This is a genomic window from Mycolicibacter virginiensis, from assembly GCF_022374935.2.
Taxonomy (GTDB): Bacteria; Actinomycetota; Actinomycetes; order Mycobacteriales; family Mycobacteriaceae; genus Mycobacterium; species Mycobacterium virginiense.
This window is the reverse complement of the sequence record NZ_CP092430.2, coordinates 2,240,582-2,266,216: the sequence shown is the minus strand read 5'-3', so window position 1 is coordinate 2,266,216 and position 25,635 is coordinate 2,240,582. Positions and strand designations below refer to the sequence as shown.

Annotated in this window: 24 protein-coding genes; 13 read left to right on the top strand and 11 right to left on the bottom strand. The window is 66.9% G+C overall.

Annotated elements, in window-relative coordinates:
* Positions 1-7: 7 nt before the first annotated feature.
* From MJO54_RS10905 to fabG, 5 genes are read right to left on the bottom strand one after another with little or no spacing between them, the layout of a single operon-like run.
* On the bottom strand, positions 8-571 hold the full coding sequence (locus tag MJO54_RS10905) for a hypothetical protein (protein WP_046283694.1): 564 nt from the start codon (positions 569-571) through the stop codon (positions 8-10).
* Positions 572-585: 14 nt separating this feature from the next.
* Positions 586-1,308: a GntR family transcriptional regulator gene (locus MJO54_RS10900; RefSeq protein ID WP_046283693.1), complete on the bottom strand. Its 723-nt coding sequence runs from the start codon at positions 1,306-1,308 to the stop codon at positions 586-588.
* 4 nt (positions 1,309-1,312) lie between these two features.
* A complete protein-coding gene (locus MJO54_RS10895) occupies positions 1,313-2,506 on the bottom strand; it encodes an acyl-CoA dehydrogenase family protein (RefSeq protein ID WP_046283692.1) in 1,194 nt (397 codons plus the stop codon).
* Positions 2,507-3,724: an acetyl-CoA C-acetyltransferase gene (locus MJO54_RS10890; protein ID WP_240175911.1), complete on the bottom strand. Its 1,218-nt coding sequence runs from the start codon at positions 3,722-3,724 to the stop codon at positions 2,507-2,509.
* The gene (gene fabG / locus MJO54_RS10885) at positions 3,721-4,458 is read right to left on the bottom strand and encodes a 3-oxoacyl-ACP reductase FabG (RefSeq protein WP_240175910.1); all 738 of its coding nucleotides are present in this window, start codon (positions 4,456-4,458) and stop codon (positions 3,721-3,723) included. Before fabG ends, MJO54_RS10890 begins: the two co-directional genes overlap by 4 nt.
* A 105-nt stretch (positions 4,459-4,563) precedes the next feature.
* On the opposite strand from fabG, the gene MJO54_RS10880 reads away from it, so the two are divergent.
* Positions 4,564-5,742: an acyl-CoA dehydrogenase family protein gene (locus MJO54_RS10880; protein WP_064889031.1), complete on the top strand. Its 1,179-nt coding sequence runs from the start codon at positions 4,564-4,566 to the stop codon at positions 5,740-5,742.
* Between the two features lie 326 nt (positions 5,743-6,068).
* The gene (locus tag MJO54_RS10875; RefSeq protein WP_105294594.1) at positions 6,069-6,716 is read left to right on the top strand and encodes a glycoside hydrolase; all 648 of its coding nucleotides are present in this window, start codon (positions 6,069-6,071) and stop codon (positions 6,714-6,716) included.
* Here MJO54_RS10875 and MJO54_RS10870 read toward each other — a convergent pair.
* Positions 6,713-7,294, bottom strand: coding sequence for an SAM-dependent methyltransferase (locus MJO54_RS10870; RefSeq protein ID WP_064889030.1), 582 nt, complete (start codon positions 7,292-7,294; stop codon positions 6,713-6,715). The genes MJO54_RS10875 and MJO54_RS10870 overlap by 4 nt on opposite strands.
* Positions 7,295-7,316: 22 nt before the next feature.
* Between MJO54_RS10870 and MJO54_RS10865 the strand changes: the two genes are divergently transcribed.
* The gene (locus MJO54_RS10865) at positions 7,317-7,895 is read left to right on the top strand and encodes a diacylglycerol-binding protein (protein WP_234821469.1); all 579 of its coding nucleotides are present in this window, start codon (positions 7,317-7,319) and stop codon (positions 7,893-7,895) included.
* A gap of 21 nt (positions 7,896-7,916) precedes the next feature.
* Complete coding sequence (locus tag MJO54_RS10860; protein ID WP_046283687.1) at positions 7,917-9,572, top strand: ribonuclease H-like domain-containing protein; 1,656 nt, start codon at positions 7,917-7,919, stop codon at positions 9,570-9,572.
* Positions 9,573-9,579: 7 nt separating this feature from the next.
* On the opposite strand, the gene MJO54_RS10855 is transcribed toward MJO54_RS10860, so the two are convergent.
* The gene (locus tag MJO54_RS10855) at positions 9,580-9,975 is read right to left on the bottom strand and encodes a hypothetical protein (protein ID WP_046283686.1); all 396 of its coding nucleotides are present in this window, start codon (positions 9,973-9,975) and stop codon (positions 9,580-9,582) included.
* Positions 9,976-10,097: 122 nt separating this feature from the next.
* On the opposite strand from MJO54_RS10855, the gene MJO54_RS10850 reads away from it, so the two are divergent.
* The 5 genes from MJO54_RS10850 to MJO54_RS10830 all read left to right on the top strand — a co-directional run bounded on the left by MJO54_RS10850 (position 10,098) and on the right by MJO54_RS10830 (position 15,552).
* A complete protein-coding gene (locus tag MJO54_RS10850; RefSeq protein ID WP_046283685.1) occupies positions 10,098-10,409 on the top strand; it encodes a DUF732 domain-containing protein in 312 nt (103 codons plus the stop codon).
* Between the two features lie 51 nt (positions 10,410-10,460).
* Entirely contained in the window at positions 10,461-11,480 is a 1,020-nt protein-coding gene (locus MJO54_RS10845; RefSeq protein WP_046283684.1) for a DNA topoisomerase IB, read from the top strand.
* 98 nt (positions 11,481-11,578) lie between these two features.
* Positions 11,579-13,270, top strand: a complete 1,692-nt coding sequence (locus tag MJO54_RS10840) for an NAD-dependent malic enzyme (protein WP_240175909.1) — start codon at positions 11,579-11,581, stop codon at positions 13,268-13,270.
* On the top strand, positions 13,225-13,974 hold the full coding sequence (locus tag MJO54_RS10835; protein WP_240175908.1) for a VldE C-terminal domain-containing protein: 750 nt from the start codon (positions 13,225-13,227) through the stop codon (positions 13,972-13,974). The genes MJO54_RS10840 and MJO54_RS10835 overlap by 46 nt, the downstream gene beginning before the upstream one ends.
* A 63-nt stretch (positions 13,975-14,037) precedes the next feature.
* Complete coding sequence (locus MJO54_RS10830) at positions 14,038-15,552, top strand: hypothetical protein (protein ID WP_240175907.1); 1,515 nt, start codon at positions 14,038-14,040, stop codon at positions 15,550-15,552.
* Positions 15,553-15,555: 3 nt separating this feature from the next.
* Here MJO54_RS10830 and MJO54_RS10825 read toward each other — a convergent pair whose 3' ends face one another.
* Positions 15,556-16,686 carry a hypothetical protein gene (locus MJO54_RS10825; protein ID WP_434085444.1) on the bottom strand — a complete coding sequence of 377 codons (1,131 nt, stop codon included), beginning with the start codon at positions 16,684-16,686 and terminating at the stop codon, positions 15,556-15,558.
* Positions 16,687-16,851: 165 nt separating this feature from the next.
* Between MJO54_RS10825 and MJO54_RS10820 the strand changes: the two genes are divergently transcribed.
* On the top strand, positions 16,852-17,280 hold the full coding sequence (locus MJO54_RS10820; protein WP_240175905.1) for a DUF6319 family protein: 429 nt from the start codon (positions 16,852-16,854) through the stop codon (positions 17,278-17,280).
* A gap of 10 nt (positions 17,281-17,290) precedes the next feature.
* On the opposite strand, the gene MJO54_RS10815 is transcribed toward MJO54_RS10820, so the two are convergent.
* The gene (locus MJO54_RS10815; protein ID WP_240175904.1) at positions 17,291-19,657 is read right to left on the bottom strand and encodes a DEAD/DEAH box helicase; all 2,367 of its coding nucleotides are present in this window, start codon (positions 19,655-19,657) and stop codon (positions 17,291-17,293) included.
* Between the two features lie 45 nt (positions 19,658-19,702).
* On the bottom strand, positions 19,703-20,392 hold the full coding sequence (locus tag MJO54_RS10810) for a type 1 glutamine amidotransferase domain-containing protein (protein WP_064889026.1): 690 nt from the start codon (positions 20,390-20,392) through the stop codon (positions 19,703-19,705).
* 76 nt (positions 20,393-20,468) lie between these two features.
* Here MJO54_RS10810 and MJO54_RS10805 point away from each other — a divergent pair, with 76 nt between their 5' ends.
* Both MJO54_RS10805 and MJO54_RS10800 read left to right on the top strand, forming a co-directional pair.
* On the top strand, positions 20,469-20,969 hold the full coding sequence (locus MJO54_RS10805) for a TspO/MBR family protein (RefSeq protein ID WP_046283680.1): 501 nt from the start codon (positions 20,469-20,471) through the stop codon (positions 20,967-20,969).
* Between the two features lie 60 nt (positions 20,970-21,029).
* Complete coding sequence (locus tag MJO54_RS10800) at positions 21,030-22,163, top strand: TIGR03857 family LLM class F420-dependent oxidoreductase (RefSeq protein WP_046283679.1); 1,134 nt, start codon at positions 21,030-21,032, stop codon at positions 22,161-22,163.
* 22 nt (positions 22,164-22,185) lie between these two features.
* Here MJO54_RS10800 and MJO54_RS10795 read toward each other — a convergent pair whose 3' ends face one another.
* The gene (locus MJO54_RS10795) at positions 22,186-23,217 is read right to left on the bottom strand and encodes an oxygenase MpaB family protein (protein WP_396876796.1); all 1,032 of its coding nucleotides are present in this window, start codon (positions 23,215-23,217) and stop codon (positions 22,186-22,188) included.
* Between the two features lie 207 nt (positions 23,218-23,424).
* Between MJO54_RS10795 and MJO54_RS10790 the strand changes: the two genes are divergently transcribed.
* Complete coding sequence (locus MJO54_RS10790) at positions 23,425-25,626, top strand: molybdopterin-dependent oxidoreductase (RefSeq protein WP_240175903.1); 2,202 nt, start codon at positions 23,425-23,427, stop codon at positions 25,624-25,626.
* The last annotated feature ends 9 nt before the right edge of the window (positions 25,627-25,635 follow it).

The window sequence follows — 25,635 nt, the reverse complement described above, 5'->3', positions numbered from 1 at the left end:
CCGGCGGTCAGATTCCGGTCCAGGCGGAGTCCAGTTGCTCGGCCACGTCGATGATCTGCGCCCGCTGGGACTGCGGACTGTCGATCTCGGCTGCCACATAGCTGGCGATGAACCGTCGGATCTCGCCGTCGACGCCGGCGAAGATCCGCAGCAGCTCGCCGCGGATGGACGTCGACGACACCTCGACGGTGATGTCAGAGGACCGTGGTTTGGGCACATCGATGATCAGCAGCAGCGGCTCGGCGGCTCGCGCGGTGGCGTGCAGGGCGATGTCGCCGGCCACGGTGAACCGTTGCTTGTCCAGACGCAGATCGATGAGCAGGTCGATCTCCAGCGGAATGTGGATCGCGAACGTCAGCAGATCCCCCAGACCGCGTGCCACCCGCGGCTCTTGGACCCGCACCTTCGCACTGACCTTGGCGATTCCGCCCGGTCCCTGCCGCATGGCGGGCATCTCGAACTCGTCGCCGGCGATGACGGCGAAGGCAGCTGCCACTCGTTCTTCGGTGACCGCGACCTCGAAGAACTTGCGCCCGAACTCTTCGTAAGTCAGGTAATTGTGGTTCTGCATAGGTTGATACGGTCTCACGTCCCCGTCGCCGACGGGCGCTGATCTGTCCGCGCCACGCAGTCGTCTTCGCACCCCACCACGCCGCGATCGGTCAGATGCTCGATGAGCGGCATCACGCCGGCCGACAAATGCTCGGCCATCGCGGTGCGCGCCAGCGTCTGATCGTGTGCCGCCAGCGCCGCGAGCACTCGCCGGTGATCGGCCATGGAGCGTTCCGGCCAACCGGCGATACCGGGGAAAACCGCCTCGGGCGCGTACCGGGTTATCTGCGACATCATCTGGGCCAGCTTGGGTGAGGCGGCGGCCACGTTGATGGCCCGGTGGAAATCGTGGTTGAGCCGCACGGTCCGCTCTTCGTCGTCTCCGGCGTAGGCCTGCTCCAGCCGAGACTGAATCTCATTGAGCTCGTTCAACTGCTCCTCGGTGATACCGGCCGCGGCCCGCGCCGCCAGCTCACCACCCACAAACGCCTGGACCTCGGCGACGTCGGCCAGATCACGCTTGGTCACCGGCAACACGACGAACCCGCGATGCGGCTGCTGGTCGAGCAGTCCTTCAGCGCGCAGCTCGAACAGCGCCTCCCGCACCGGGGTGACGCTGATGCCCAATTCCGTTGCCAGCTGGTCCAATCGGACGTACTCCCCCGCGGCGTAACCGCCGTCGAAGATCCGCTGGCGCACGAAGCGTGCGACAGCTTCCGACAACTGCGGCCGGGTGCTGAAGTCGGGAGCAGACATGGTGTCAGATGCGGTAGTCGGCCAGCAGGCGCTTGCTGATGATCTGCTTCTGGATCTCGCTGGTGCCCTCGCCGATCAACAGGAACGGCGCGTCGCGCATCAGGCGCTCGATCTCGTATTCCTTCGAGTAGCCGTAGCCGCCGTGGATCCGGAAGCTCTGCTGGGTGACCTCGTTGCAGTACTCGCTGGCCAGGTATTTCGCCATGCCCGCGGCGACGTCATTGCGTTCGCCGGAATCCTTGAGTCGGGCCGCGTTGACGACCATCAGGTGCGCGGCCTCGACCTTGGTCGCCATCTCGGCCAGCCCGAACGCGACGGCCTGATGCTCGGCGATCGGCTTGCCGAAGGTGGTGCGCTGCTGCGCGTAACGGGCCGCGAGCTCGAATGCGCGGATGCCTACCCCGCAGGCGCGTGCCGCGACATTGACCCGGCCGACCTCGATGCCGTCCATCATCTGGTAGAAACCGCGGCCGGTGGTACCGCCCAGAATGTCGGCGGAACTGGCCCGATAGTCGTCGAAGATCATCTCGGTGGTGTCAATGCCCTTGTATCCGAGCTTGTCGAGCTTGCCGGGGATGGTCAGGCCCGGCACGACTTCACCGAATCCGGTGGGCTTTTCGACTAGGAACGCGGTCATATTGCGGTGTGGGGTGTCGGCCCCCTCGTCGGTGTGGACCAGCACCGCCACCAAGCTCGACGTGGCGCCGTTGGTCAGCCACATCTTCTGGCCGTTGATGAGGTAGTCACCGTCTCCGGTGGGTGTGGCCCGGGTGCGGATGGCGGCGACGTCGGAGCCGAGCTCGGGTTCGGACATCGAAAACGCCCCGCGCACATCGCCGGTCGCCATCGCCGGCAGGTAGCGCTGTTTCTGCTCGTCGGTGCCGTGCTGGCGCAGCATGTAGGCGACGATGAAATGGGTGTTGATCACCCCGGAGATGCTCATCCAGCCGCGCGCGAGCTCCTCGACGCACAGTGCATAGGTCAGCAGGGACTCGCCCAATCCCCCGTAGGCCTCCGGAATCATCAGGCCGAACAGGCCCAACTGCCGCATGCCGTCCACGATCTGTTGCGGATAGGCGTCGGCACGTTCGAATTCGGCGGCGTGCGGAATGACCTCTTTATCGACGAACGCCCGTACCGCCGCGACGATCTCGGTCTGGCCCTCGGTCAGCCCCAACGTCTGGCACAGCTTGGTCATTTACGCCACCCTCTCGAACACGGCGGCCAAGCCCTGGCCACCTCCGATGCACATGGTTTCCAATCCGTAGCGCTGCTGGCGGCGGTGCAGCTCACGCGCCAGCGTCGCCAGCATCCGGCCGCCGGTCGCGCCCACCGGATGCCCCAGCGAGATCCCCGAACCGTGCACGTTGGTCCGGTCACGGTCGGCGACACCGAATCGCCACTCCGCCATGACCGCGAGAGCCTGAGCAGCGAACGCCTCATTGAGCTCGATCAGGTCGATGTCGGCGAGCGTGAGACCGGCCTTGCCCAAGGCGACATCGGTGGCCGGCGCCGGCCCGATGCCCATGACGTTGGGCTTGACCCCGGCCAGTCCCCAGGAGACCAGCCGCACCAACGGCCTCAGGCCCAGCTGCTCGGCCTTGGCCGGCGTGGTCACCACACACATCGAGGCCGCGTCGTTCTGACCGCTGGAGTTGCCGGCGGTGACTGTGGCGTCCGGATCGCTTTTACCCAGAACCGGTTTGAGCTTGGCCAACGATTCCACCGAGGTATCGGCGCGGGGATGCTCGTCGGTGTCGATCCGCTGCTCGCCGGCGCGGGAGCGCACCGTGACACCGATGATCTCGTCGGCGAGCACGCCGCTGCGCTGGGCCGCCACCGCGCGCTGATGTGAGGTGACCGCGAGTTCGTCCTGCTCGGCGCGGGAGATCTGGTACTGACGGCGCAGGTTCTCCGCGGTCTCCAACATGCCGCCGGGCACCGGGTGGTACTGCCCACCCGCGGTGGTCCGGCCGCGTGCCAGCCCGTCGTGCACCCGTACGCCGTCGCGGCCAGCGCCCCAGCGCATGTCGGTGGAGTGGAACGCCACGTTGCTCATGCTCTCCGCACCGCCGGCGATCACCACCTCATGCGCGCCACTGCCGACCTGCAGGCAGGCCTGGATCACCGCCTGCAGTCCTGATCCGCACCGCCGATCGACCTGCATGCCGGGAACCGTCACCGGCAGGCCAGAATCCAGGGCGACCACCCGCCCGATCGCCGGGGCCTCACTACTGGGATAACAGTGCCCCAGCACCACGTCATCGATGGCGTCGGCGAGCAGGCCGGTGCGCTCCAGCAGTCCGGTCAGCGCGGCGACGCCGAGCTCGACGGCGGTCAGCGACTTGAACATCCCCCCGTAGCGCCCGATCGGGGTACGAACCGGTTCGCAGATCACCGCCTCGCGCTGAGTCATAGGTGACGACCGCCGGTCACCTCGAGCACAGTGCCCGTCATATAAGAGGACAAGTCGGACGCCAGGAACAGTGCGACCGTCGCGACCTCGTCGGGTTCGCCGGCCCGGCCCATCGGCACCTCGGCGACCTTGGAATCCCAGATCCGCTGCGGCATGGCCTCGGTCATCGCCGACCGGATCAGCCCCGGCTGGATCGCGTTGACGCGGACACCGAGGTAGGCCAGCTCCTTGCTGGCGGCCTTGGTCATGCCGACGATGCCGGCCTTGGCGGCCGAATAGTTGGTCTGCCCGACCATGCCGACCTTGCCCGATATAGAGGACATGTTCACGATCGCGCCGCGCTTGCGCTCTCGCATGATCGCGGCGGCCGCGCGCAGCCCGTTCCAGGTGCCCTTCAGGTGGACTGCGATCACCTGGTCGAAATCGTCTTCGGTCATCTTGCGCATGGTGGCGTCGCGGGTGATGCCGGCGTTGTTGACCATGATGTCCAGGCCGCCGAACCGCTCGACGGCGACGCTCACCAGTGCCTCGACGTCGGCGGCGTCCGTGACGTCAGTGCGCACCGCCACCGCGACATCGGCGCCGAGGCGCTGCGCCGCGGCCTCGGTGGCCTGCAGGTTCAGATCGCCGAGCACCACCCGGGCGCCCTCAGCGACGAAGCGTTGCGCGATCGCGAAGCCCAGCCCCTGCGCTCCACCGGTGATCACCGCCGTCTGCCCGTCCAGTAATGCCACGCCGAAACCGTCCTCTACATGTCGTCGTGCTGCCGTGCCCACCCGTGGTCCGCAACATCATATTTCATATATGATTTGTCGGCCAGTGCCGAAAGGGGCCGTGCCATGACGACCGCATCCGTTGACGACGACGTCTTCGCCGAAATCCTGTCCCAGACCCGCCGGTTCGTCCGGACGATGGTGCTCCCGCGCGAACAGGAGATCCTCGATACCGATCAGGTCCCAGACGACCTGCGGCAGGCCGCCAAGGACCTGGGCCTGTTCGGCTACGCGATCCCCCAAGAATGGGGCGGACTGGGCCTGAATCTGGCCCAGGACGTCGAACTGGCCATGGAACTGGGCTACACCTGCCCGTCGGTCCGGTCGATGTTCGGCACCAACAACGGCATCGCCGGCCAGGTGCTGGTGGGGTTCGGTACCGATGAACAGAAGGAGCGCTGGCTGGAGCCCATCGCCTCCGGAGCGGTCGCGTCCTTCGCCCTCACCGAGCCCGGAGCGGGCTCCAATCCGGCGGGCCTGCGCACCAAGGCCGTCCGCGACGGCTCGGGAGCGGACGAGACCTGGGTGCTCGACGGCCAGAAACGGTTCATCACCAACGCACCGCTGGCCGATCTGTTCGTGGTGTTCGCCCGCACTCGGCCGGCCGACGAACGCGGCGCCGGCATCGCGGTGTTCCTGGTGCCGGCCGACACCGCCGGGGTCGAAGTCGGCGCCAAGGACGCCAAGATGGGCCAGGAAGGCGCCTGGACGGCCGATGTCAGTTTCTCCGGCGTGCGACTTCCCGCCACCGCCCTGGTCGGGGGGGACGAGGACATCGGTTACCGGGCGGCGATGACGTCGCTGGCCCGCGGCCGCATTCATATTGCGGCGCTGGCGGTGGGAGCTGCGCAGCGCGCACTGGATGAATCGGTGAACTATGCCGCCACCGCCACCCAGGGCGGCAGCATCATCGGCGACTTCCAGTTGGTTCAGGCGATGCTCGCCGACCAGCAGACCGGAGTGCTGGCCGGCCAGGCGCTGGTCCGCGATGCCGCCCGCAAGTGGGTCAGCAATGAAGATCGGCGGATCGCCCCGTCAGTGGCGAAGGTTTTCTGCACCGAGATGGCCGGCAAGGTCGCCGACCTGGCGGTGCAGATCCACGGCGGCAGCGGATACATCCGTGGCGTGCCGGTGGAGCGCATCTACCGCGACGTTCGACTGCTCCGACTCTACGAAGGCACCAGCGAGATCCAGCGGCTGATCATCGGGTCGAATCTGATCAAGAACGCGAAGCGTTCACTGTAAGCAGCATCACTTTCCGCCCGGAAAACGACATGCTGCCCGTGTCGATATTTTCGCCGATACCGGCGGTAATGGATATCTGCGCCGCACCCATTGATCAGGCAATTTCATCCTAATAATGCGAATTTGTGACCTTTGGGACCACGCCCAACAAACACATACGAGGCATCTACCAGCACTTACGGAAATTAACGGTCGCGTTCGGTACATTTTCCCGGATCTACCTGGCGTTTTCCGTGGCGGCGTTACGTTTGACAACATGAATACTAAACGTGATGGGCGCCACAGATTTTGGTAAGTGCAGTTATCCATGGTTAATGTGCTCGGTCATGTTTGGTCTAGAAGCTCTGATGGCGCTCATCCAGCAGGTTTCGGGCACCCCGTACATCGTCGGTGGGAACACTCCCGCAGGTACGGATTGCTCGGGTTTGGCCTCGTGGGTGTCCAACGTCGCCAGCGGCCGGCCGGCCTTCAGCGGCCGGTTCCACACCGCCAATGAGGAGTCGGCGCTGCTGGCACGCGGCTTCAAGTACGGCACCGCGCCCAACGCCCTGGTGGTGGGCTGGAACAGCCACCACACCGCGGTGACCCTGCCCGACGGCACGCCGGTGGCCAGCGGTGAGCCCGGCGGCGTGAAGATCGGCGGCGGCGGCGCCTACCAGCCGCAGTTCACCCACCACATGTACCTGCCGATGGACGAGGCACCGGCCCCGGAAGCCCCGGTGGAGTTTGCCGCCATGGTGGAGCCGGGCACCGAGCCCGCCCCAGAGCCGATGGCCGAGCCGATGGGCTTCGAACTGCCTGCACCGCCCATGGAGGCTCCGCCGTTTGAGGTACCTCCGATCGAGGCCCCCATGGAGCCGCCGATCGATATGCCGCCCGGCGAGGCGCCCCCGATGGATGCCCTGCCGCTCGACGAGGCCCCGGCTGAGCCCGGCCCGGAGCCCAGCGACCGCGAGGCGCCGGCGCCGGCCTAGTCTCGTCCGTCCGGGTGCGCTGACGGCGCCGTCGGGCGTCGGGCCAACAGCCACGCCACACCGTCCGCCTCCCCCTCGGCGATCAACTCCAGGCCGGCGAACGCCGTGCGCAGCTCCCCGGGCGCGGCCCGAAACCGCCCTGAGGTGCTGCCCACCTGACTCAACGCGGTGATCGCCAACAGTCCGCCCGGAGCCAGCCGGTGCAGCATCGGCGCGTCGAGCCGACTGTCGCGGAACCGGGCGCAGTAAATGACATCGGCCGGCGGCCCGTCCGGCAGGCCGTCGTCGAGATCGACGACGTCGAATCGGCACCGGTTACCCACACCGCTGCGCAGGGCGAACGCCCGCGCCTGCTCGACGGCGACCGGCGAGATGTCGCATCCGGCCACCTGCAGGCCCCGCTGGGCCAGCCAGACCGCCGCGGCGCCCTGGCCGCAGGCGATGTCGAGCGCGTGGCCGGCGACCGGAAACGCGTCCACGAAGCGCGCAAACACCGCGGCGGGCCCGATCGTGTCCGGTGCCGGCGCGCAGCGGCCTGTGTATTTCGCATCCCAGCGGGTGCGGTCCTCGGCGCTCATCGGAATGGACGATACTGCGGGGGTGAAATTACGCCCCCCGATCGCGTTGTTGCTGTTCGTCTTGGGTGGAGCGGCTGGTCTGATCGGTGACCACTCGCACGTGATCACCGGGACCACCGAATACCTGTCCGCGTCGCAAGCCGTGCCGTTCATCTGGAGCAGTCCGCTCTACTTCCCGATCCTGGTCGGGTCCGCCACGGTTCTCCTGGCGGAGTTGCGACTGCATCTCCCCTCGCCGCGGACCGCGGTCACGATGCGTCAAGGGGTGGCTGGTCTGGCCGCAGTGCTGGGCAGCTACGTCGTCACCGCGATGTTGCATGCCTCGCCGGTGGTTCCCCTCACGACATTGATCTGCGCGTTCGCCGCGGTCACTTTCTGCGCCTTGGGAGATCGTCCGGCGATCGTGTGCGGCGTGCTGATCGCGGCCGTCGGCCCGGTGGTCGAGATCGGGATCGCCGCGGTCGGCCACTTCCGCTACGCCCCCGGCTCGGACGGGTTGTTCGGGGTGGCGCCGTGGCTGGTGCCCCTGTACTTCGCATTCGGAGTGGTCGCGGCGCTGATCGGTGAAATCGCCGCCGGCGTCACGCGAGCGGCGGACTAGGGCCACTCGGGGAGGGACGCGATGGCACCGGTCACGCTCGGCGGCTACCCGGCAAAACGGTGCGCTCGCGTCACCCATAACGAGTTCGCTCCCGGCACTCCGGAGCCGGCGCCGCCGCGTCCGGACTTGGAGTTGCTGCGCAGCGCCGGAATCGAATTCGAGGAACACGTCCTCGCCGAACTCAGGTCACGCTACGCAGACTCCGAGCGCCTGCTGCTGCTCGATGCCGGGATCGGTTGGACCGAACGCCAGCGTCGCACCGTGGCCGCGATGACTGCCGGTGTCGAGGTGATTGCCGGCGGAAGCCTGCCGGATATCAACGGCCGCAGGGGCCTTCCCGACGTGTTGGTCAGACACCAGGACGGCTACCTGCCCGTCGACATCAAGAACCACCGCACGCTGACATCGGCGAAACGCGCGGAGGTAGAGATCTCGACGCTGTCACAACCCGATCGGCGACTGACTCATCCGGGCCACAGTGACCACGGTGCGCGCTGGCGTGACGACGTCATGCAGCTGGCGCACTACACCCGGATGTTGCAGGAGTTGGGTTTTCACTGCGGGGTGAACCGCGGCGGCATCATCGGCAGCACCGACCTCACGGCCCTACTCGGCGAGAGTCTCGGCATCACCTGGTATGACCTGGATACCGAGAACATCGTCACGTATTCGGCCAGCGATCCATCGCATCGCCGACCGCGATCGGCTCTGCAGCGCTACGACCACGAGTTCGCGTTCCGCGTCGACGTCGCGCGGGCCGCGGCGGCCGGACGAGAACTGGTGCGGCCCTACCGCATCGCCGATTGCGGTACGTGCGCGTGGTTCGACCACTGCGCCACGGTGGCCGGCGAGGACGACGCGTCGTTCGCGATCGAGACCGGCCACCTCACGATCCGGGAGTGGCAGTACCTGTATCAACACTGCGGCGATGGCGCGGCGTTGAGCGTTGCGCAGTTGGCGGCTGTCGATGTCGGCGCGCACCTCGAAGCATTCCGCGTCCAGTCCGTCGGCACCAAGATGCCGCAGGACCGGCTGTCCAACGTGGTGCGACGAGCCCGGATGAGTTGCACCGGAATTGATTTCGAGGCACACGACCCAGGCTCAGCCACTGTTCCCACCGCCGACATCGAGGTCGACTTCGACATCGAGTGGGACGATCAGGGCCGGATCTATCAGTGGGGCCTGCGCGTTCGCGACGGCCAGGACGACTCCACCGCCCGCTACCAGCCCGTGGTCTCATTCGATCCACTCGACGAGGCCGGCGAAGCCGAACTGGCCGCCGAGTTCGCCTCTCGGATGCAGCAGTTACGCAGCCATGCCGCCCAGGCGGGCAAGTCGCTTCAGGTCTTCCATTGGCACCATCCCGAGATCAGTAGCACCCGCAGGTTCGCCGAGGTTCAGCAGGCACTCGACGGCCTCACCTATGACCTGCGGAAGTGGTTCGACGCGACGTTTTTCGTCCGCACCGCGTCGTCGATCAAACAGGTCGCCGGCTTCTTCGGCTTCCACTGGGAGGTCGACGATCCGGGGGGCCTGGCCTCCCTGGGCGCGGTCGAAGCCGCCCGGGGCAACGGTCCGCAGGCCGACGCCGCGCGCAACTGGTGTCTGAGCTACAACGAATGTGATGTGGCGGCGCAGGCCGCGATCCGCGACGGAGTGCGCGCGTACCGCCGCTGAGCCGGGTTCAGGCCTGCGTCTTCGCCGTCGGGCAGATATTGGTCCGGGCCGACTCGACCACCTCACCGGCGGTGGGCTTGGCGATCTGCAGGTAGACCGAGACCTGCTCGACGATGAGGCTGGTCGGATGCTTCGGGAACTCCAGGCACGCGGTCCGTCCGGCAGCCAGCCGGCGGGCTTCGGTACCGGGCGGGAATTTCCCGCGGATGGCGTTGAGGTAGGCCATCTCAGCCGGACTCGGGTACGTCGACTGCTGCTGGGTGCACAGCAGGATGTCGGGGCTGTTGCCGCAATAGTCCGGATCACGCGGATTGAGCGGATCGGCCTGAGCGGATGACGTAGCACCGATCAGCCCGGCCAGCAGACCTGCGGCCAGGGCCGCCGCGAGTGCGGTTGATTTCACGTCCAGCGCCTTTCTCCTCGCCGCTGACGCTAGCAGCAATCCGAAGCCGCTCGGGCCGACTTGCCGGGTCTGGCCGGCACCGGCCAAACCATGCCGGCACCACCGCCCGTAGCATTGCAGCTATGAGTTGGGCAGCCCGGTTCACCGCGCCGTTGGCGATCACCGGTGTGGCGATGGGAGCGTTGGTCGCGGCAGCGCCGGCGCACGCCGACGAAGCCAGCTTCATGAAATACCTCAACACCCACGGCTACACCGCGCGCTACGGGAACGACGAGCCGATCTCGGAGTCCAGCGTGCGAGCCCTCGGGCACATGATCTGCGAGAACCTGCGGGTAGGGCGAACCGTCGAAATGCAACTGCCGCATTACCCGGCGTGGCCGCAGTTCGGCTTGATCGCCGAGGCGGCACGCCAGGAGTTGTGCCCGGGCGCCTAACCACGGTCGGCACTGCGTGTCGGGCGGTCCCGATGCGGGTAATTCGGTGCCGTGAGACTGCGCAGAAGCAACACCGCGGGCCCGGGGCTTCGCCGAATCGGTCGGGGCCGCGGCTTTTCCTACCGCGACGGGAGCCATCCGGTCGACGACCCGCAGGTCCTCGCCCGGATCAAGACGCTGGCCATCCCACCGGCGTGGCGAAAGGTGTGGATCTGCCCCTATCCCAACGGGCACATCCAGGCCGTCGGAGAAGACGCTGCCGGGCGTCGTCAATACCTGTATCACCCGCAGTGGGAGGCCGAACGTTCCGAGGAGAAGTACGACCGGGTCCTGACCCTGGCCAAGTTGCTGCCGGACTGGCGCGTCGAGTTGCTCGCCGATCTGCGCGGTCGCGGCCTGAAACGCGATCGGGTGCTCGCCGTCGCCCAGCAGCTCATCGATCGGGGCTATTTCCGGGCCGGCGGCGAGGAGTACGCCCAGGAAAACGGCAGCTTCGGGCTGGCCACCTTGCTGCGTGACCACGTCACGATGCGCAGCGGCTGCGTGGACTTCGACTATCCGGCCAAAAGCGGCGTACGCCGGACGGTCTCGGTCGACGATCCGCTGGTGGTCCGTGCGGTGCGAGCCCTGTTGCGTGCGCCGACCGACCTGCCGCGGCTGCTGGTGTACCGCACCTCCGACGGCTGGTGCGAAGTGCGCGCCGACGACCTCAACCAGCGGTTCCGGGAGCTCACCGATGAGCAGTTCAGCGTCAAAGACCTGCGAACCTGGCATGGCACCGTGCTGGCAGCCGAGAGCTTCGCCGCCGCGCGCGAGCCGACCTCCAAAACCGTCCGCCGTCGCGAGGTCGCTGCCGTAATGCGGTACGTCGCCGAGGAACTGGGCAACACCCCGGCGGTAGCCCGCAGCTCCTACGTCGACCCGCGCGTCGTCGAGGCCTACGAACAGGGCATCACCATCCGCTCGGCGCTGGACCGGGCCCGGGGCCGTCGCAAGGAGGCAGCGCGCCGACTCGCCGCGGAAGCCGCCACCGCTCGGATGATCAGACGAATCGACCGAGCGGGGCGTTAGCGCCGGACCCGGCTGACGGCCGGTGCGGGGCGCCGAAGCGTTCTATTGTGCGACGGAAGGGCAGCAGCTGGTTTCATCGGCGGAGCTGGGGGTGAGAGGTGACAGCTCAGGAGCGGCAACGACGCGGCCAGGCTCTACTGTTCGATCCACTGACCACCAAGGGCACCGCCTTCAGCCAAGACGAGCGCCGCGAGTTCGGACTGCTGGGTCTGCTGCCGGTCGCGGTGAAAACCATCGCCGACCAAGTCGCCCACACCTATGCCGAGTTCTCCACACGCCATGACGACCTGGACAAGCACATTTATTTGCGGGCGCTGCAGGACCGCAACGAGACGTTGTTCTACCGGCTGCTGAGCGAACATATCGAGGAGATGCTGCCGATCGTCTATACGCCGACGGTCGGTGATGCGTGCCGGCGATTCAGCGAGATCTACCGTCGCCCGCGCGGGTTGTTCGTCTCCTATCCGGATCGCGATCGACTGCGGGAGGCTCTGCGCAACCGACGGGAAGAACAGGTCGACGTCATCGTCGTCACCGACGGACAGCGCATCCTGGGCCTGGGCGACCAGGGTATCGGCGGCATGGGCATCCCGATCGGAAAGCTCTCGCTGTACACGCTGATCGGGGGGATCGATCCGGCCCGCACGCTACCGATCATCCTCGACGTGGGCACCGACAATGTCGACCTGCTGCACGATCCGCAGTACCTCGGCTGGCGCCATCGCCGGATCAGCGACGAGGACTACTACTCCTTTGTCGACGACTTCGTGAACGCCGTGCATGAGGAACTGCCCGACGTGCTGCTGCAGTGGGAGGACTTCGCCACCACACATGCACTGCCGCTGTTGATGCGGTACCGGGATCGGATGCTGACGTTCAACGACGACATTCAGGGCACGGCGGCGGTAGCTCTTGGTGCGCTGCATGGCGCCGTCCGCGCTGCCGGGCGTCCGCTGGCGCAGCAGCAGGTGGTGATGCTCGGCGCCGGTTCGGCCGGCATCGGGGTGCTGGAGATGATCCGCCAGCAGATGGTCGCCGAAGGGCTCTCCGAAACCGAAGCCGCCGAACGGATTTGGGCGATTGATATCAACGGGCTGCTGACCGATGACCGCGAGGACCTCTCGGACAGCCAGCGCCGCTTCGCGCAATCGGCAGCTCGGGTGGCCGGTTGGGACGGTCGGGGCCTGGCCGATGTGGTGCACCACGTCGATGTGGGCATCCTGCTGGGCCTGTCGACGGTAGCCGGTGCGTTCACCGAGCAGATCGTCCGACAACTGGCGGCCAAGACGGACCGTCCGATCATCTTTCCGCTGTCCAACCCCACCAGCCGGGCCGAGGCGCACCCGGCCGAACTCGACGAATGGACCGATGGGCGCGCGCTGATCGCCACCGGCTCGCCCTTCGCCCCGATCCGACACGGCGAGCGCACCCGCCCCGTCGCGCAGTGCAACAACGTCTACATCTTCCCGGCGATCGGGCTTGCGGTCACCGCCGCACGCGCGTCGCGGGTCACCGACGCGATGATGCGAGCCGCCGCCGCGACGCTGGGCGATGCCTCCCCCGCCCTGGTCGACGCCGACCAACCGCTGCTGCCCGCGTTCGAGGATCTGCCCGCGATCACCACCCGTATCGCCACCGCGGTGGCCATCCAGGCGGTGCACGACGGCGTCGCTCCGGCCGCCTCCGATGAGGCGATTGCCGAAGCGGTCCGGCGCTCTCGCTGGACGCCGGACTATCCGACTCGATGGCCACCCGAAACCACCGATCCAGCGCTATCCGAGCTCAAGTAACTAAAGTGCTCTGGGTGGACGGACGAAAGATTGCCAGGTTCTGCGGTCGCAGCCTGGCCATTCTGACGTCGCTGGCGGTCTCGGCCGCCCTCATCTATGCCCAGAGCAGCCACGATGCGGCGCCCAAGCCCACCGAGACCGCCGTGGCGGCCCCGTCGGCCCCGTCGAACCCAGCCCAGCAACCCGCCGGAGGGATGCGCATCGCCAACCCCGCCGAGGCCGCGGCGCTGGCGGCGAGCGTGCCGATGCCCACCGAAGGCCAGCAATTCACCTTCCCGCTGCCCCCCGGTGCGGCGCCGGAGAACGGGCTCCAGGTCAAGACCATCTGGGCGGCCCGCACCATCGGTGTGTTGTTTCAGGAGATCAAAACCATCTACGGCTATCGCCAGGACCCGTTGAAGTGGCATCCCGACGGGTTGGCTATCGACGTGATGATCCCGGACTACCACAGTGAGGCCGGCATCCTGCTCGGCGACCAGATCGCCGGCTACGCGCTGGCCAACGCCCAACGGTGGGGTGTCAACCACGTGATCTGGCGACAGAAGATCTACCCCGGAGTCGGCGGCGGCAACTGGACCTCGGATTACGGCAACGAGACCGCCAACCACTACGACCACGTCCACATCGCCACCGACGGCGGCGGCTACCCCACCGGGCAGGAGACCTACTACATCTCCTCGATGACGCCGGCGCACACGGATTGAGCGATGGCGTCGACGATGACCCTGCCGCAGTCCCAGGGCGCAGCTTCGCGGAAGGGCCATTAGATGCCCAGGGGCATGGGGCCAGCGATTCGCGCCGGCCTGGCCGGTGCCGTCATCGCCGCGGGGATCGGGCTCGGTGCCTTCAATCCCTGGTGGATGGCCGCGTTCATCGGGATTCCGCTGATCCTTGCCGGATTGCTGATCGCGCCGCGCCCCTCACGTATCTCGGGGCTCACCACCTACCGCGCCGGGGTATCTGATCGCTTCGTGCCGGCACGTGTTGAGGCGCTCACCCGCAGCACCCTGGCCAACGAGGATCAGCAGCCCACGTTGGTGACCGCCACCATCAGCCCCGCCAACGACACCTCATATCGGGCACGCTGGATGACAGCGATGTCGCGCAAGGACTTTCAGGCGCTGGCCGATAATCCCCTCACGTCCCTGCCCCCGGACGGGTTACCGCCGCGCGAGTCGAGGCGCTCCCCCGATTTCGACGATCACCCCGGAATGCGGGCCGTGATCTATCCGACGATCACGGTAATGACCGCGCTGGCGGTACTGTTCGCGGCCGGTGATGTGTGGCGTGTCTCGGTCAGGCTGCCCGCGCTTCCGGTCACCGCGTCGCAGATCACCGCCAAAACCGCCAATCTGGATGCACGCCGGGACAACATGCTTCGCGCGATCACCGAGAAACTGGGATCTGGTGCTGCCGACAATCTGCTGGATCTTCGCTTCTCCGACGGCGGATCCGATTACGGCTCGGTGCTCAATCCGACCAACGGCGAGTCGACGACCGTGTACATCAACAACGGCCGCGACACATACACCAGCGCAACGCCGAACACGCTACGCAAAACCAGCACCTTCACCGCCCGTGACGTGGCCTCGATCGAACTGACCACCATCGCCGAGCGGATGGCGCAGCAGTTCCGCGCAGTGGGCAATGACGGCAACCTGGAGGACTTCCAGATCAAACGGTCGGGGCCCGCAAAGCCGATCATTCTCACCGGTAAATTCAACGTTCCCAACACATTCCCGTTCCCCACCACCATCCAGGCGCGGCCCGACGGGACGGTTGCCGAGTTGTTCGACCCGGCCGATTTCGGCGAGGCGTTCAAACGCGCGCACCAGGCGTTAGAGCTGGCCGGCATCGCGGCATCCGACCCCGTGCTGACCAGCTTTCAGATTCGCGGAATCGTGCGCAACACCCCGCACCTGCACGCCAGCACCATTCAGAACAGCGGAGGGGTGCTCATCGAGTTCCGCTCCGACCACCGCAAGGGCGAGGCCGTCGTGGTTCCCGGGGAGCTTCCCGAGGTCGTCGATCGCTCCTGGGGATCGAACACGCCGGGATTCAGCTTCGACGACGTGTCACTGACGGCGTTCGAATCGGTTCGCAGGCAGGCGATGCACCGCGGATCCCTTGAACCCTATGAAAGCCGCGCCGTCGATATCGAGATGTCCGATGAGACCAGCGATGGACGCGGACTGGCGATACGCATTCAGCTCGCCAACGTGGACGCCGCGGCGGGCACCTACTCGCCTACCGGCGAGTTCCTCCAACCGGGAACCCGCTGACGGTTACCGCGCCGACTCGATAGCCCGGCGAGTCACGCCTTCCAGTTGTGCGAGCTGAACTTTCGGCGGGCGGATCGCACCGCGCTCGGCGAGCTTGCCGACGATCTCGCGGACGCGCCCGTAGTAGGTGGCCTGTTCGGCGGGCATGGTGCTGGCCGCCGCGTGGTTGTAGAGCTTGAGTGCGGTGTCGAGTTCGTCTTGGTCGGCCGGATCGAGGTAGCTGGTGCCGACTTTCTTCCCGTGGGCCTCGCAGCCGATCCAGGCGCGGCGCAGCACGACGACCGCCTGCTGGTAGGCGTCGGCCAGGCCGCGATTGCCCGGGTAGGCCTCGGTGCGCAGGGCCTGCGCCTCGTCGAGGGCCTCCTGGAAGGTCTGGGTCTGCTCGACGGTCACATCGGTGATGGCCGGGTAGCGCAGCAGCATCGCCGGGTCGAGTTCGTAGGCGCCGTAGGCACCGAGGATGTCGTTGTGGTGCCGGAGCGCGTCCTCCCACAACCGTTTAGCCGCTTCCTCGGTGCCGGCGTCGGCGATCCGTGGCCCCACCGGCGGCGGGGCCGATGGAGCCGACGGCGGCCGCGGGGGCGGTGGCGCGGCAGCGCGTGCCCGGGTGGATGCGGCTGCCGGTGCCGGCAGCACCGCCTGCAAACGCCGCAGTATCTCCGCTGCCGCGGGATCGGATTCGATGATCGCCACCCACCATTCGTCGCTCCCGGCGTCGGTGGCGAACGTCAGCTTCAGGTATTTCTGGCCCTGCACCGTCAGGTGCCGGCCGTCGGTCGAGGTGACCGCAGCCGGTCCGCCCCGCCGTGCCGCGGTCAGCGAAGTCAGCGGGTAACTCACGATCTCGCGGTCCTCGTCGCCGAAATACACGGCCTCCGAGTCGAGGGTGATCACAATCGCCGCCCGCTCACCCAACCGTCCGTAAGCACCGACACCCAGCGAGGCGGTGATCAACGCCGCCGTCGTCGTCGCGATCACGAAAGCGGTTGCCCCGGCGAGATTCAGTACGACCAACGCGATCAGCCCCGCCCCCAACAGCAACGCCGCGAGCGTGGCAGCCCCGCAGTGCCGGTCGGACAGGTATTCGGTCCGCGCGGACACCGCGACCGGCGGGGTGTGGGCTCGAGAGTTCAGCGGCACGTCGGATTCCTCGGCGTCGGGGACGTCGCCCCAGCATAGGGTGTGGCATCGGGCGCCGCCGGTGACCGGACGAACCAACCTTGTCGAACATGTGTTCTAATAAGCGGTGAGCTTGCCCGCCGCCGCGGGCGACGATTGAACAAGGAGGTTGCCACGATTATGACTGCACCCACGTTCGCCCCCGAAGCCCCGGTCATCACCCCCGACAGCCTTGGGATGGGTCCGCTCGCCGACACTGTCACCGCCGTCCCCGAGGCTCCCGAGACTCCTGAGGTCAAGGAGCCGGTCAAGGAGCCGGTCAAGAAGTCGGCCGGGAAGAAGGCCAAGACGCTCGAGTTGACCCTGACCGTGACCGGTACCGCCGATGGCGAGTGGCATGCCGAGATCAAGCAGGGCAGCAGCTTTCTGGTGCGCAACCTCGCGGTCGCGGCGGCTGCGGTGTCGCGGGCCGCCAAGGAACTGCATGAGGAGCTGTTCGCGCCGATCGAGGCGCTGATGGACGAGGCGCGCTCGCAGCATGCCGCCCGGGTGGCCGCACTCGAAGCCGAGCTTGAGGCCGCGCGGAAAGCCTTGGCGGACTTGGACTGAGCCCTGCCGCTCACCGGCGCGTAAGCCAATCCAGGAACTCGTCGACGGTGAACACCGGCTTGCCGTAGTCCTGGGCTTTGCGGGCCTTTCCGGATTGCGTGCCCGCTTCAGCGATGATCAACACCTCACAGCGCGTCTTGGTCACCGAGCGCACCGGCGCCAGCCCCGCCGCGGCAGCCCGCCGTTCTATTTCGTCGCGGTCCAGCACGCGGCCGTGGCCGTCGACCGCGGTCCCGGTGAAGCAGACCCGGGCGCCGGGAACCAGAACCGCGTCGATGTTGTCGCGGATCGACGGCGTCTGCGCCAGCCCGGCCGCCAAGTCGTCGGCGCCCAGCGCGCGCAACGCGTCGCGCAGCCGCGCCGACACCTCATCCGGGAGCCGAGTGCGGGTGGCCGCCAGGACCAATTGGTCGGCGGCGGTCTGGCGCGCCGCCTGCTCCCAGTTGGTCTCCCCCGCCACCGACACCTGATCGGCGCGACGGGTGCCCAGCAGGATCGCTCCGAGGGTTCGACTGATCCGCAGCAACGCCGACAGCGCCGGAAGGTGTTCTGCCGCCGGGGTTGTGACGTCCGGATCGCGGCTGAGCAGGATTCCCGACAGGGCGTCGGTCTCGTCGGGTTCGCCGAAGGGCGATGAGCCGCAATCCACGTCGACGGTATCGAGTCGCTCGAGCGCGGTTCGGGCACGGTGCAGCGCCGTCTCGCCGGTGTTGTTGTTGCCCCGCAGGTCGATCCCCAGCGGCATCGGAGTCACCTGTCCCAGTCGCTTGAGTTCGAAGTCGATCAGCCCCAGGGTCTCGTCGACTTTGGCGCCCACCGGCGTACAGCCGGCCAGCATCGGCGCGATCACCGCCCAGGCCTCCCGCAGCGTGGGCGCCAGCAGCACGTCGGCGACCCCGATTCGATAGGCCTGGCGGGCGTCGGCCAGGTCCCGCTGCGGATTGATCAGCGTCGACACGGCCGTGCCGTCATCGAATGCCACCGCCAACTCCACCGGGCGCGGTCGCGACATCCGCCCCTCATCGCCCACGGTGAGCAAACCGATCGCGCAGTAGCGGCGCGCACGGTCGCCGTTGGCCGAAGCACGCAGGAACCGGGCGATCCGGCGATCCACCTTCAGATCCTTTGGCAGCACGGGGCGTTTGAGCACGAGCCCGGCCAACGAGGTGCACCGGCTCAACGCCACATACAGCTGGCCGGTGGAGAACATGCCGCCGGACAGATCCACCACTAGCCGCTCGAGTGTCTGGCCTTGGCTCTTGTGGATGGTGATCGCCCAGGCCAGCTTGAACGGCAACTGGGTGAAGGTGCCGACCACGTCGCGGCGCAAGTTTCCGCCCTCGACCACCGGGCGGGTGGCCTCCCAGGTGAAGGGGGCGACTTCGGCGACGTCGCCGCCCGGGAACTCGATTTCGACCACGGCGCCGTGGCGGTCGTAGCCCACCCCCACCACCCGGCCGATCGAGCCGTTGACCCAGCGCTCGGCCTGATCGTTGTTGAGCATCATCACCTGGGCGCCGACCTTGAAGCGCAACTCGTCGTCCAGCGGCTTGTCGAACAGCGACAGGTCGCCGGATTCGGTGGCGCGGTGCACCATCTCCTCGCCCGGCAACCGCTCCAGCTGCTGCCGATTGCGCGCGGTGACCAGCCTGTTGGTGGGGGCCAACGTCAGCCACAGTTCGTCGTCCGGCGGCACGAAGTCGGGATCCACCCGGGCGTCCAGGTGCACCCTCGCATGACCGAGCAGCACGCCTTCACGAATCTCGTTGAGTATCGCGGTCATCCGGTCATCGCCGAGCTGGCGAAACACCGTCGTCAGCGAAATGCTCGGAAACTCCGCACGGTCGAAGGTGTTCGCCGAAAAGAAATACGGGGTGTCATAGGTCGTCGAGAAATAGTGTTGCTCGCCCTCGGTGACCACCGGGGGCAGCTGGTAGAGGTCGCCCACCAACACCACCTGAACCCCGCCGAACGCGGTTCCCGGCGCCGGCCCGAACCGCTGCAGCGCTCCCGCGATCATGTCGAACACGTCGGCACGCACCATGGACGCTTCGTCGATGATCAGGGTCTGCAGCTTGGCCAGAGTCTTGGTGAAGCGCCCGGGCCGGTAGTCGCCGCCGACGACATCAGGCAGCGTTGTGGTGGGCCGAAATCCGAACAGGCGGTGGATGGTGTGGCCGTCGACGTTGAGGGCGGCGATCCCGGTCGGCGCGACCACCACGACGTTGCGGTCAGTGGAGGCCATGAAGTGGCGGATGAGCGTCGACTTGCCCGTGCCGGCCTTGCCGGTCAGGAAGAGGTTCCGGCCCGCTGCCAGCAGCCCCAATGCAGCGCGGAACTCCTCGGTCAGCACGAGGGTTCTGCCGGCTGCCACCACTGATGGCACTTTACTGGTGTGGGGGGCCGCGGACCGGCGAGGGCGTCATCTGCCCAGCACGGCGACGATCTTTTTGGCGGTCGCCTTGGCCGATCCCGGATTCTGGCCGGTGACCAGCCGGCCGTCGACGACGACGTGCGAGGCGAACGGGATCAGGCCTTTGCCGTAGTGGGCGCCGCGTTTCTTCATCTCCGCTTCGGCGTTGTAGGGCACCAGCTTGTTGACGCGGGCCAGTACCTCTTCCGACCAGGCGAATCCGGTGAGCTTGCGCCCGGCGACCAAAAGCGAGCCGTCGGAGAGGGTGGTGTTGAGCAGGCCGCAATAGCCGTGGCAGACCGAGGACACCACTCCCCCGTTCTCGAAGATCTCGCGGGTGATGCGTTGCAGGCCTTCGCTGTAGGGGAAGTCATACATGACGGCGTGCCCACCGGTGAAGTAGATCGCGTCATAGTCCACAGCGTTGATCTCCCCGGGTGCGGCGGTACCGGCCAGCAGCGCCATCTTCGTGTTGTCGGCCTTCCACGCCTTGGCGGTCTTATCGAAGTTGGGGAATTTCAGCGAACGTGGTTCCAGCGGCGATTGCCCGCCCTTTGGGCTGACGATCGTCTGTCGGTAGCCCGCGTCGGCGAAGACCTGATAGGCGTGCGTCAGCTCCGAGAGCCACAACCCAGTCGGCTCGGCCGGGTCGTCGTAGTGGGCGACGTTGGAGACGACGTTGAGGATGCGCTTGGTCATCTCCCCAGGATTCCCCTGGTGCCCGGGCGGCGCCAGCGAACTGGCCAGGTCTGCGTTTCAGTTTTAGGGTGACTAGATGGGCGCGATCTCGCCGAAAACGCAGCAGCCGAATTCCCAACACCTCGCCGCATTCCTGGTCTCGATTGGGCTCGTCATCATCGTCGCCACCCTCGGCGGGCTCGCCTCGGCCGATGCCGCGGCCGACTACGGGAAGCTCGCGCAACCGAGCTGGGCACCGCCGAGCTACCTGTTCGGTCCGGTGTGGAGTGCGCTTTATCTGCTGATGGCGGTCGCGGCCTGGCTCGTCTGGCGAGCGGACCCGCGGTGGACCAATCCCGCGATCATCGCCTACGGCGTGCAGCTGGTCTTGAACCTGTTGTGGTCGCCGTTGTTCTTCGGACTGGGTTGGCGGGGCCTGGCGTTGGTCGACATCCTGATGCTCGACGTCGCCGTGGCAGTCACCATCGCGGCGTTCTGGAAGGCGCAGCGCTCGGCGGCATTGCTGCTGCTGCCGTATTTCGGATGGATCCTGTTCGCCACCGCGCTGAACTACTCGGTGTGGTCACTGAACAGCTGAAGGGTGGGAACCTTCGACGGACCGCTTGTATAACGCTACTCACCGTAGTGTAATTGCGGGATGAATCGCACCGCACCGCTGGTCACCGGCCCGTCGAGCGCAGCTGGCACCGACATCCAACTGAACGAACTCGGCTACTACGCCGTCACCCGGCATCCGGCGGATGCTCGGGTGGTGCTGCCCGAAGCCCGAGAGGCCGATGCGCTCGGCCTGGGTTCGTGCCATATCGGGGAACGCTTCACCGTGAAAGACCCCGCGGTGCTCAGCGGCGCCGTGGCGGGCTGCAGCTCCAGCTTGGGCATCGCCCCGTCGACCAACCACCACACGCGCCACCCCACCGTGACCGCAACCGTGGGATCGACCATGCACGCGCTGACCGAGGGCCGTTTCGCGATGGCGTTCGGCCGCGGCATGGCCGGGTACTGGCCGGCGATCGGCCTGCCGGTGGTGACCGCGGCTCGGCTACGCGACTTCTTTTCCATCTTGCGCCGGCTGTGGGCCGGCGAGACGATCTTCAATCACGACGGACCAGCCGGAAAGTGGCCGATGCTGCGCCACGCGAACGGCTTGGGCGAGGGGCCACCGATCGGTTTGGTCGCCGTCGGCCCCAAGACCATGGAACTCGCCGGCGAGATCGCCGATTTCGTTGTGCTACACACCTTCTTCTCCGACGACGCGACCGCGGCGTCGGTGGCGGCGGTGCGCCGCGGCGCCGAACGTGCGGGCCGTGACCCCGACAGCATCCGCATCTGGGCCTGCCTGGCCACGGTGTGCGACTCGCTGTCGCAGGACGACCAGCTGCGCCGCGGAGTCGGCCGCCTGGCGACCTATCTGCAGGCCTACCCTGACGTGCTGGTCTCCGCCAACGGCTGGGATCCGCAGGTGTGGGAGCGGATCCGGCAGTCCGACCTGTTCACCGACGCGGCTACCGCCGGGCCGATCGACGCCAGCGCCTCATACGAGACGCTGCAGCGGATCGCCGAGCTGATTCCCGCCGAATGGTTGGCAGCGGTGGCAGCCGGTTCGGCCCGCGACTGCGCGAGCACCATCGCCCGGCAGTTCGACCTGGGTGTGCACTCGGTGATCATGCACGGGGCCAGCCCCCACGAGCTCGCCCCCGTGGTGCAGGCCTACCGGGCCAACCGGCCGACGCTGCACCGGGCTGTCACGGCGAACCCGGGAAGATTCGCCTGAGCCCTGGGCACTTCAGCGCGGGTCAGTCGACCTTCGGGCAGTAGAAGTGCGGGTCGTTGCGGTAGTCCACCGGCGGCAGGTTGCGTGCCGGGGTCTGCACCAGGGGTGCGTCCACCGGAAGCCGGCCCGAGGCCCGGTCCAGCGCCGACCGCTTGCGCGGATGCATCAGGGCACGCTTGGGGCCGTACTTGGAGACGAAGGTGATCGCCTTGCAGACATACCCGTGCAGACGCTCCTGGCGCGCAGACCAGGTGTAGCCCATGAGTTCGCGCACCGGCGGGTCATACAGCGCCACGGTCATGAACGTCAGGAAGCGCTGGCCGACCTTGAGGTTCAGCGCCCACAGCCAGTCCGGAATCCATTCCAGTGACGGGTGTTTGGGCATGGTCGACAGGTCCATGACCTCACGGGCGGCCCAGTTGTTCTCCAAGACGTTGTTGCACATGTGATCCCAGTACTCTTGGAACTCCTCCCAAGACTTGGGCACGGGGCGCATGCTCATGCCGTACATCCGGTACCACTGCACGTGCTCGTCGAACAGCTGACGCTTGTCGGCCTCGGTCAGTCCGCCGGCGAACTTCTCGGCGGCCAGCAGGGTCGACTTGAAGAAAGTTGCGTGCGCCCAGTAGAAGACGTCGGGGTTCAGCGCGCTGTAGCGGCGCCCCTGCTCGTCCACCCCCTTGATGCCGATGTGGTAATCGCGGACCTCGGCGCCGGTCTGCGGCGCACGGTAGCCGTCGAACACCACGCCACCGATCGGGTAGATCGACCGCATCAGCCGCGGGATGCGCTCGATGAAGAAGATCGAGTGCTCTTTGACGGCGGCACCAAGCTGCGGGTGCATGTTCTGCATGGACCCGGCCCAGGTCCCCTGGAACAAACCGGTCCATTGGCCGAAGTACTTCCAGGTCAGCGAGTCAGGGCCCAGCGGGATCGCGTCGTAGCCATTGCTGCTCACCGGGCAACCGGCGGCGATCGGCGTTTCACTGGCCGCGGGGCAGGTTTCCGACATGTCTTGACTCACGCGCGCGCACTCCCAGTCATCGTTGACCACTTCTGACAACATGCGTTATCAGTATCGGAAGTCTAGGGGGCCTCTGGGCTCGGGTCAATGACGGAGTTGTTCACCGGCGGCCGGAATCCCCGACGATGTGGGCAGCTGGGATGCCAGAATCCTCATCGGTGCGCCCACGGCAACAGCACGAGCAGGGGGATCGTGATTTACGCCAAGGCGCGATGACTGCCGCGGATGGAGACACCAATGACGACCGTCGATCTGCCCCTGTCGGATTCTCGGGGCGCGAGCACCACACATACCAGTCAGTGCACGCTGTGTGAGGCCCACTGCGGCATTCGGATCACAGTGACCGACGCCAAAGTCAGTCGTATTCAGGGCAACCCCGACGACGTCTTCTCACACGGATACATCTGTCCGAAGGCAACCGCGATGGGCGGATTGCACGACGATCCCGACCGCCTGCGTACGCCGATGCGGCGAGTCGGCGACGCCTTCGAACCGGTGAGCTGGCCAGAAGCCCTTACCGACATCGGCACCCGGCTGCGCCGGATCCGCAAAGTACACGGCAAACAGGCCGTGGGGATGTACCTCGGCAACCCCGCTGCGCACAGTTCCGCAGCGATCTACGGCCTGCTGCTGCGCGCGGCCCTGATGACTCCCAACTTCTTCTCCGCATCGAGCATCGATCAGATGCCGCACGAGTTCGCAGCCTGGAAAGTGTTCGGCTCCAACGTGCTGATCCCGATCACCGACATCGACCGAACACAGCGCCTGGTGATTCTCGGCGCCAATCCAGCCGTGTCCAATGGATCGCTGTCGGTCATGCCCGGGGCCAAACGACGCATCAAAGCAGTGCGCGATCGCGGCGGGACCGTCGTCGTGATCGACCCACGTCGCACCGAGACGGCAAAGCTGGCTGACGCACATGTCGCGGTGCGACCCGGTGGTGACCTCTATCTCCTGCTGGGCATGCTGCATGTCTTGATCAACGAAAACCTCTGCGACACAGCGGCGATTGCCCGCCAGTCGGTGGGCCTGCCCCAACTGCGCCGCTTGGTCGCCGACGCCAGCCCCGAGGCCGTCGCCGCACGCGCCGGCGTCGACGCCCAGACGATCTACGCCCTGGCCCGTGACCATGCGGCGGCGGATTCGGCGGCGCTCTACTGCCGGATCGGCATCTGCCATCAAGAAACCGGGACGCTGGTGAGCTGGCTGGTCATGGTCATCAATGCCGTCACCGGCAACCTGGACCGAGCCGGCGGCACCATGTTCTCCACCCCGGCGGCCGACGTACCACGTGTGGCGAAGTACATTCCGGCGGGCTACGGCGCGTGGACAGACCGGTCTGGGCACTACAAGTCGTTCCGGGGTGAACTTCCCGCGGTCGTCATGGCCGACGAGATCCTCGCCGCGGGCGAGGGCCAGATCAAGGCGATGATCACCTGCGCCGGGAACCCGGTGTCCTCGATCCCGCAAAAGGGGCGCCTGGACCAGGCCATGGCCTCGCTGGATCTGTACGTGGCGATAGACATGTACGTCACCGAGACCAGCCGCCACGCGGACTACATCTTGCCGCCGGCTTCACCGCTGGAACGCGAAGACGTCGGACTGCTACTCCCGGTCTTCAGCGTGCGCAACAACATTCGGTACCAGCATCGAACCTTCGAGCCACCGGCGGGCGCCAAAGACGACTGGGAGATCCTGAGCCTGCTGATGCTGGAGCTGCTTCCGACGCCGATACGCACGATGGTCGCACCGGGGCGTGAGCGCCTGGTCGCAGCGATTAATCCGCTGCGCATGGCCGCAATCTCCCTGGCGACCGGCCCTTACGGCTGGATCCGTAAAGGCCGTAAGGGCATATCGATGCGACAACTGCGCGACAGTGCCGGCGGACTGGACCTCGGTCCGCTGCGCCCCCGGCTACGGGAGGTGATCGCCACCCGCGATCGCAAGGTCCAGCTCGCGCCGGACGAGTTCATCGCGGCCGCAGCCGCTTTGCTCGACAGCCCAGCCGGCCCGGAAAGCGCCTACGACCTTCAGCTCATCGGACGACGCCAGTTGCGCAGCAACAACTCATGGCTGCACAACGTGTCGTCGATGACCAGCGGCTCCAACCAGTGCACGCTGCACATGCACCCCGACGACGCCAAGAACCGCGGACTTGCCGAGGGCGACACGGTGCAGGTCACCTCCGACATCGGCAAGATCGAAGTTCCGCTGCACATCAGCGACGACATGCGGCCCGGCACCGTCTCGGTCCCCCATGGCTGGGGGCACCGCAACACGGGCTGGCGCCACGCGGACTCCCTGCCCGGTGCCAACGTGAACGACCTACACGATCCGGCGCGGGTGGACACGTTCACCGGGACCGCTGCCCTCAACAACACCTGGGTTTCCGTTACTGCCACCGCAATTGCGGTCGAGGACGATGCGCTTCAGCGCTAACGTTCCCGC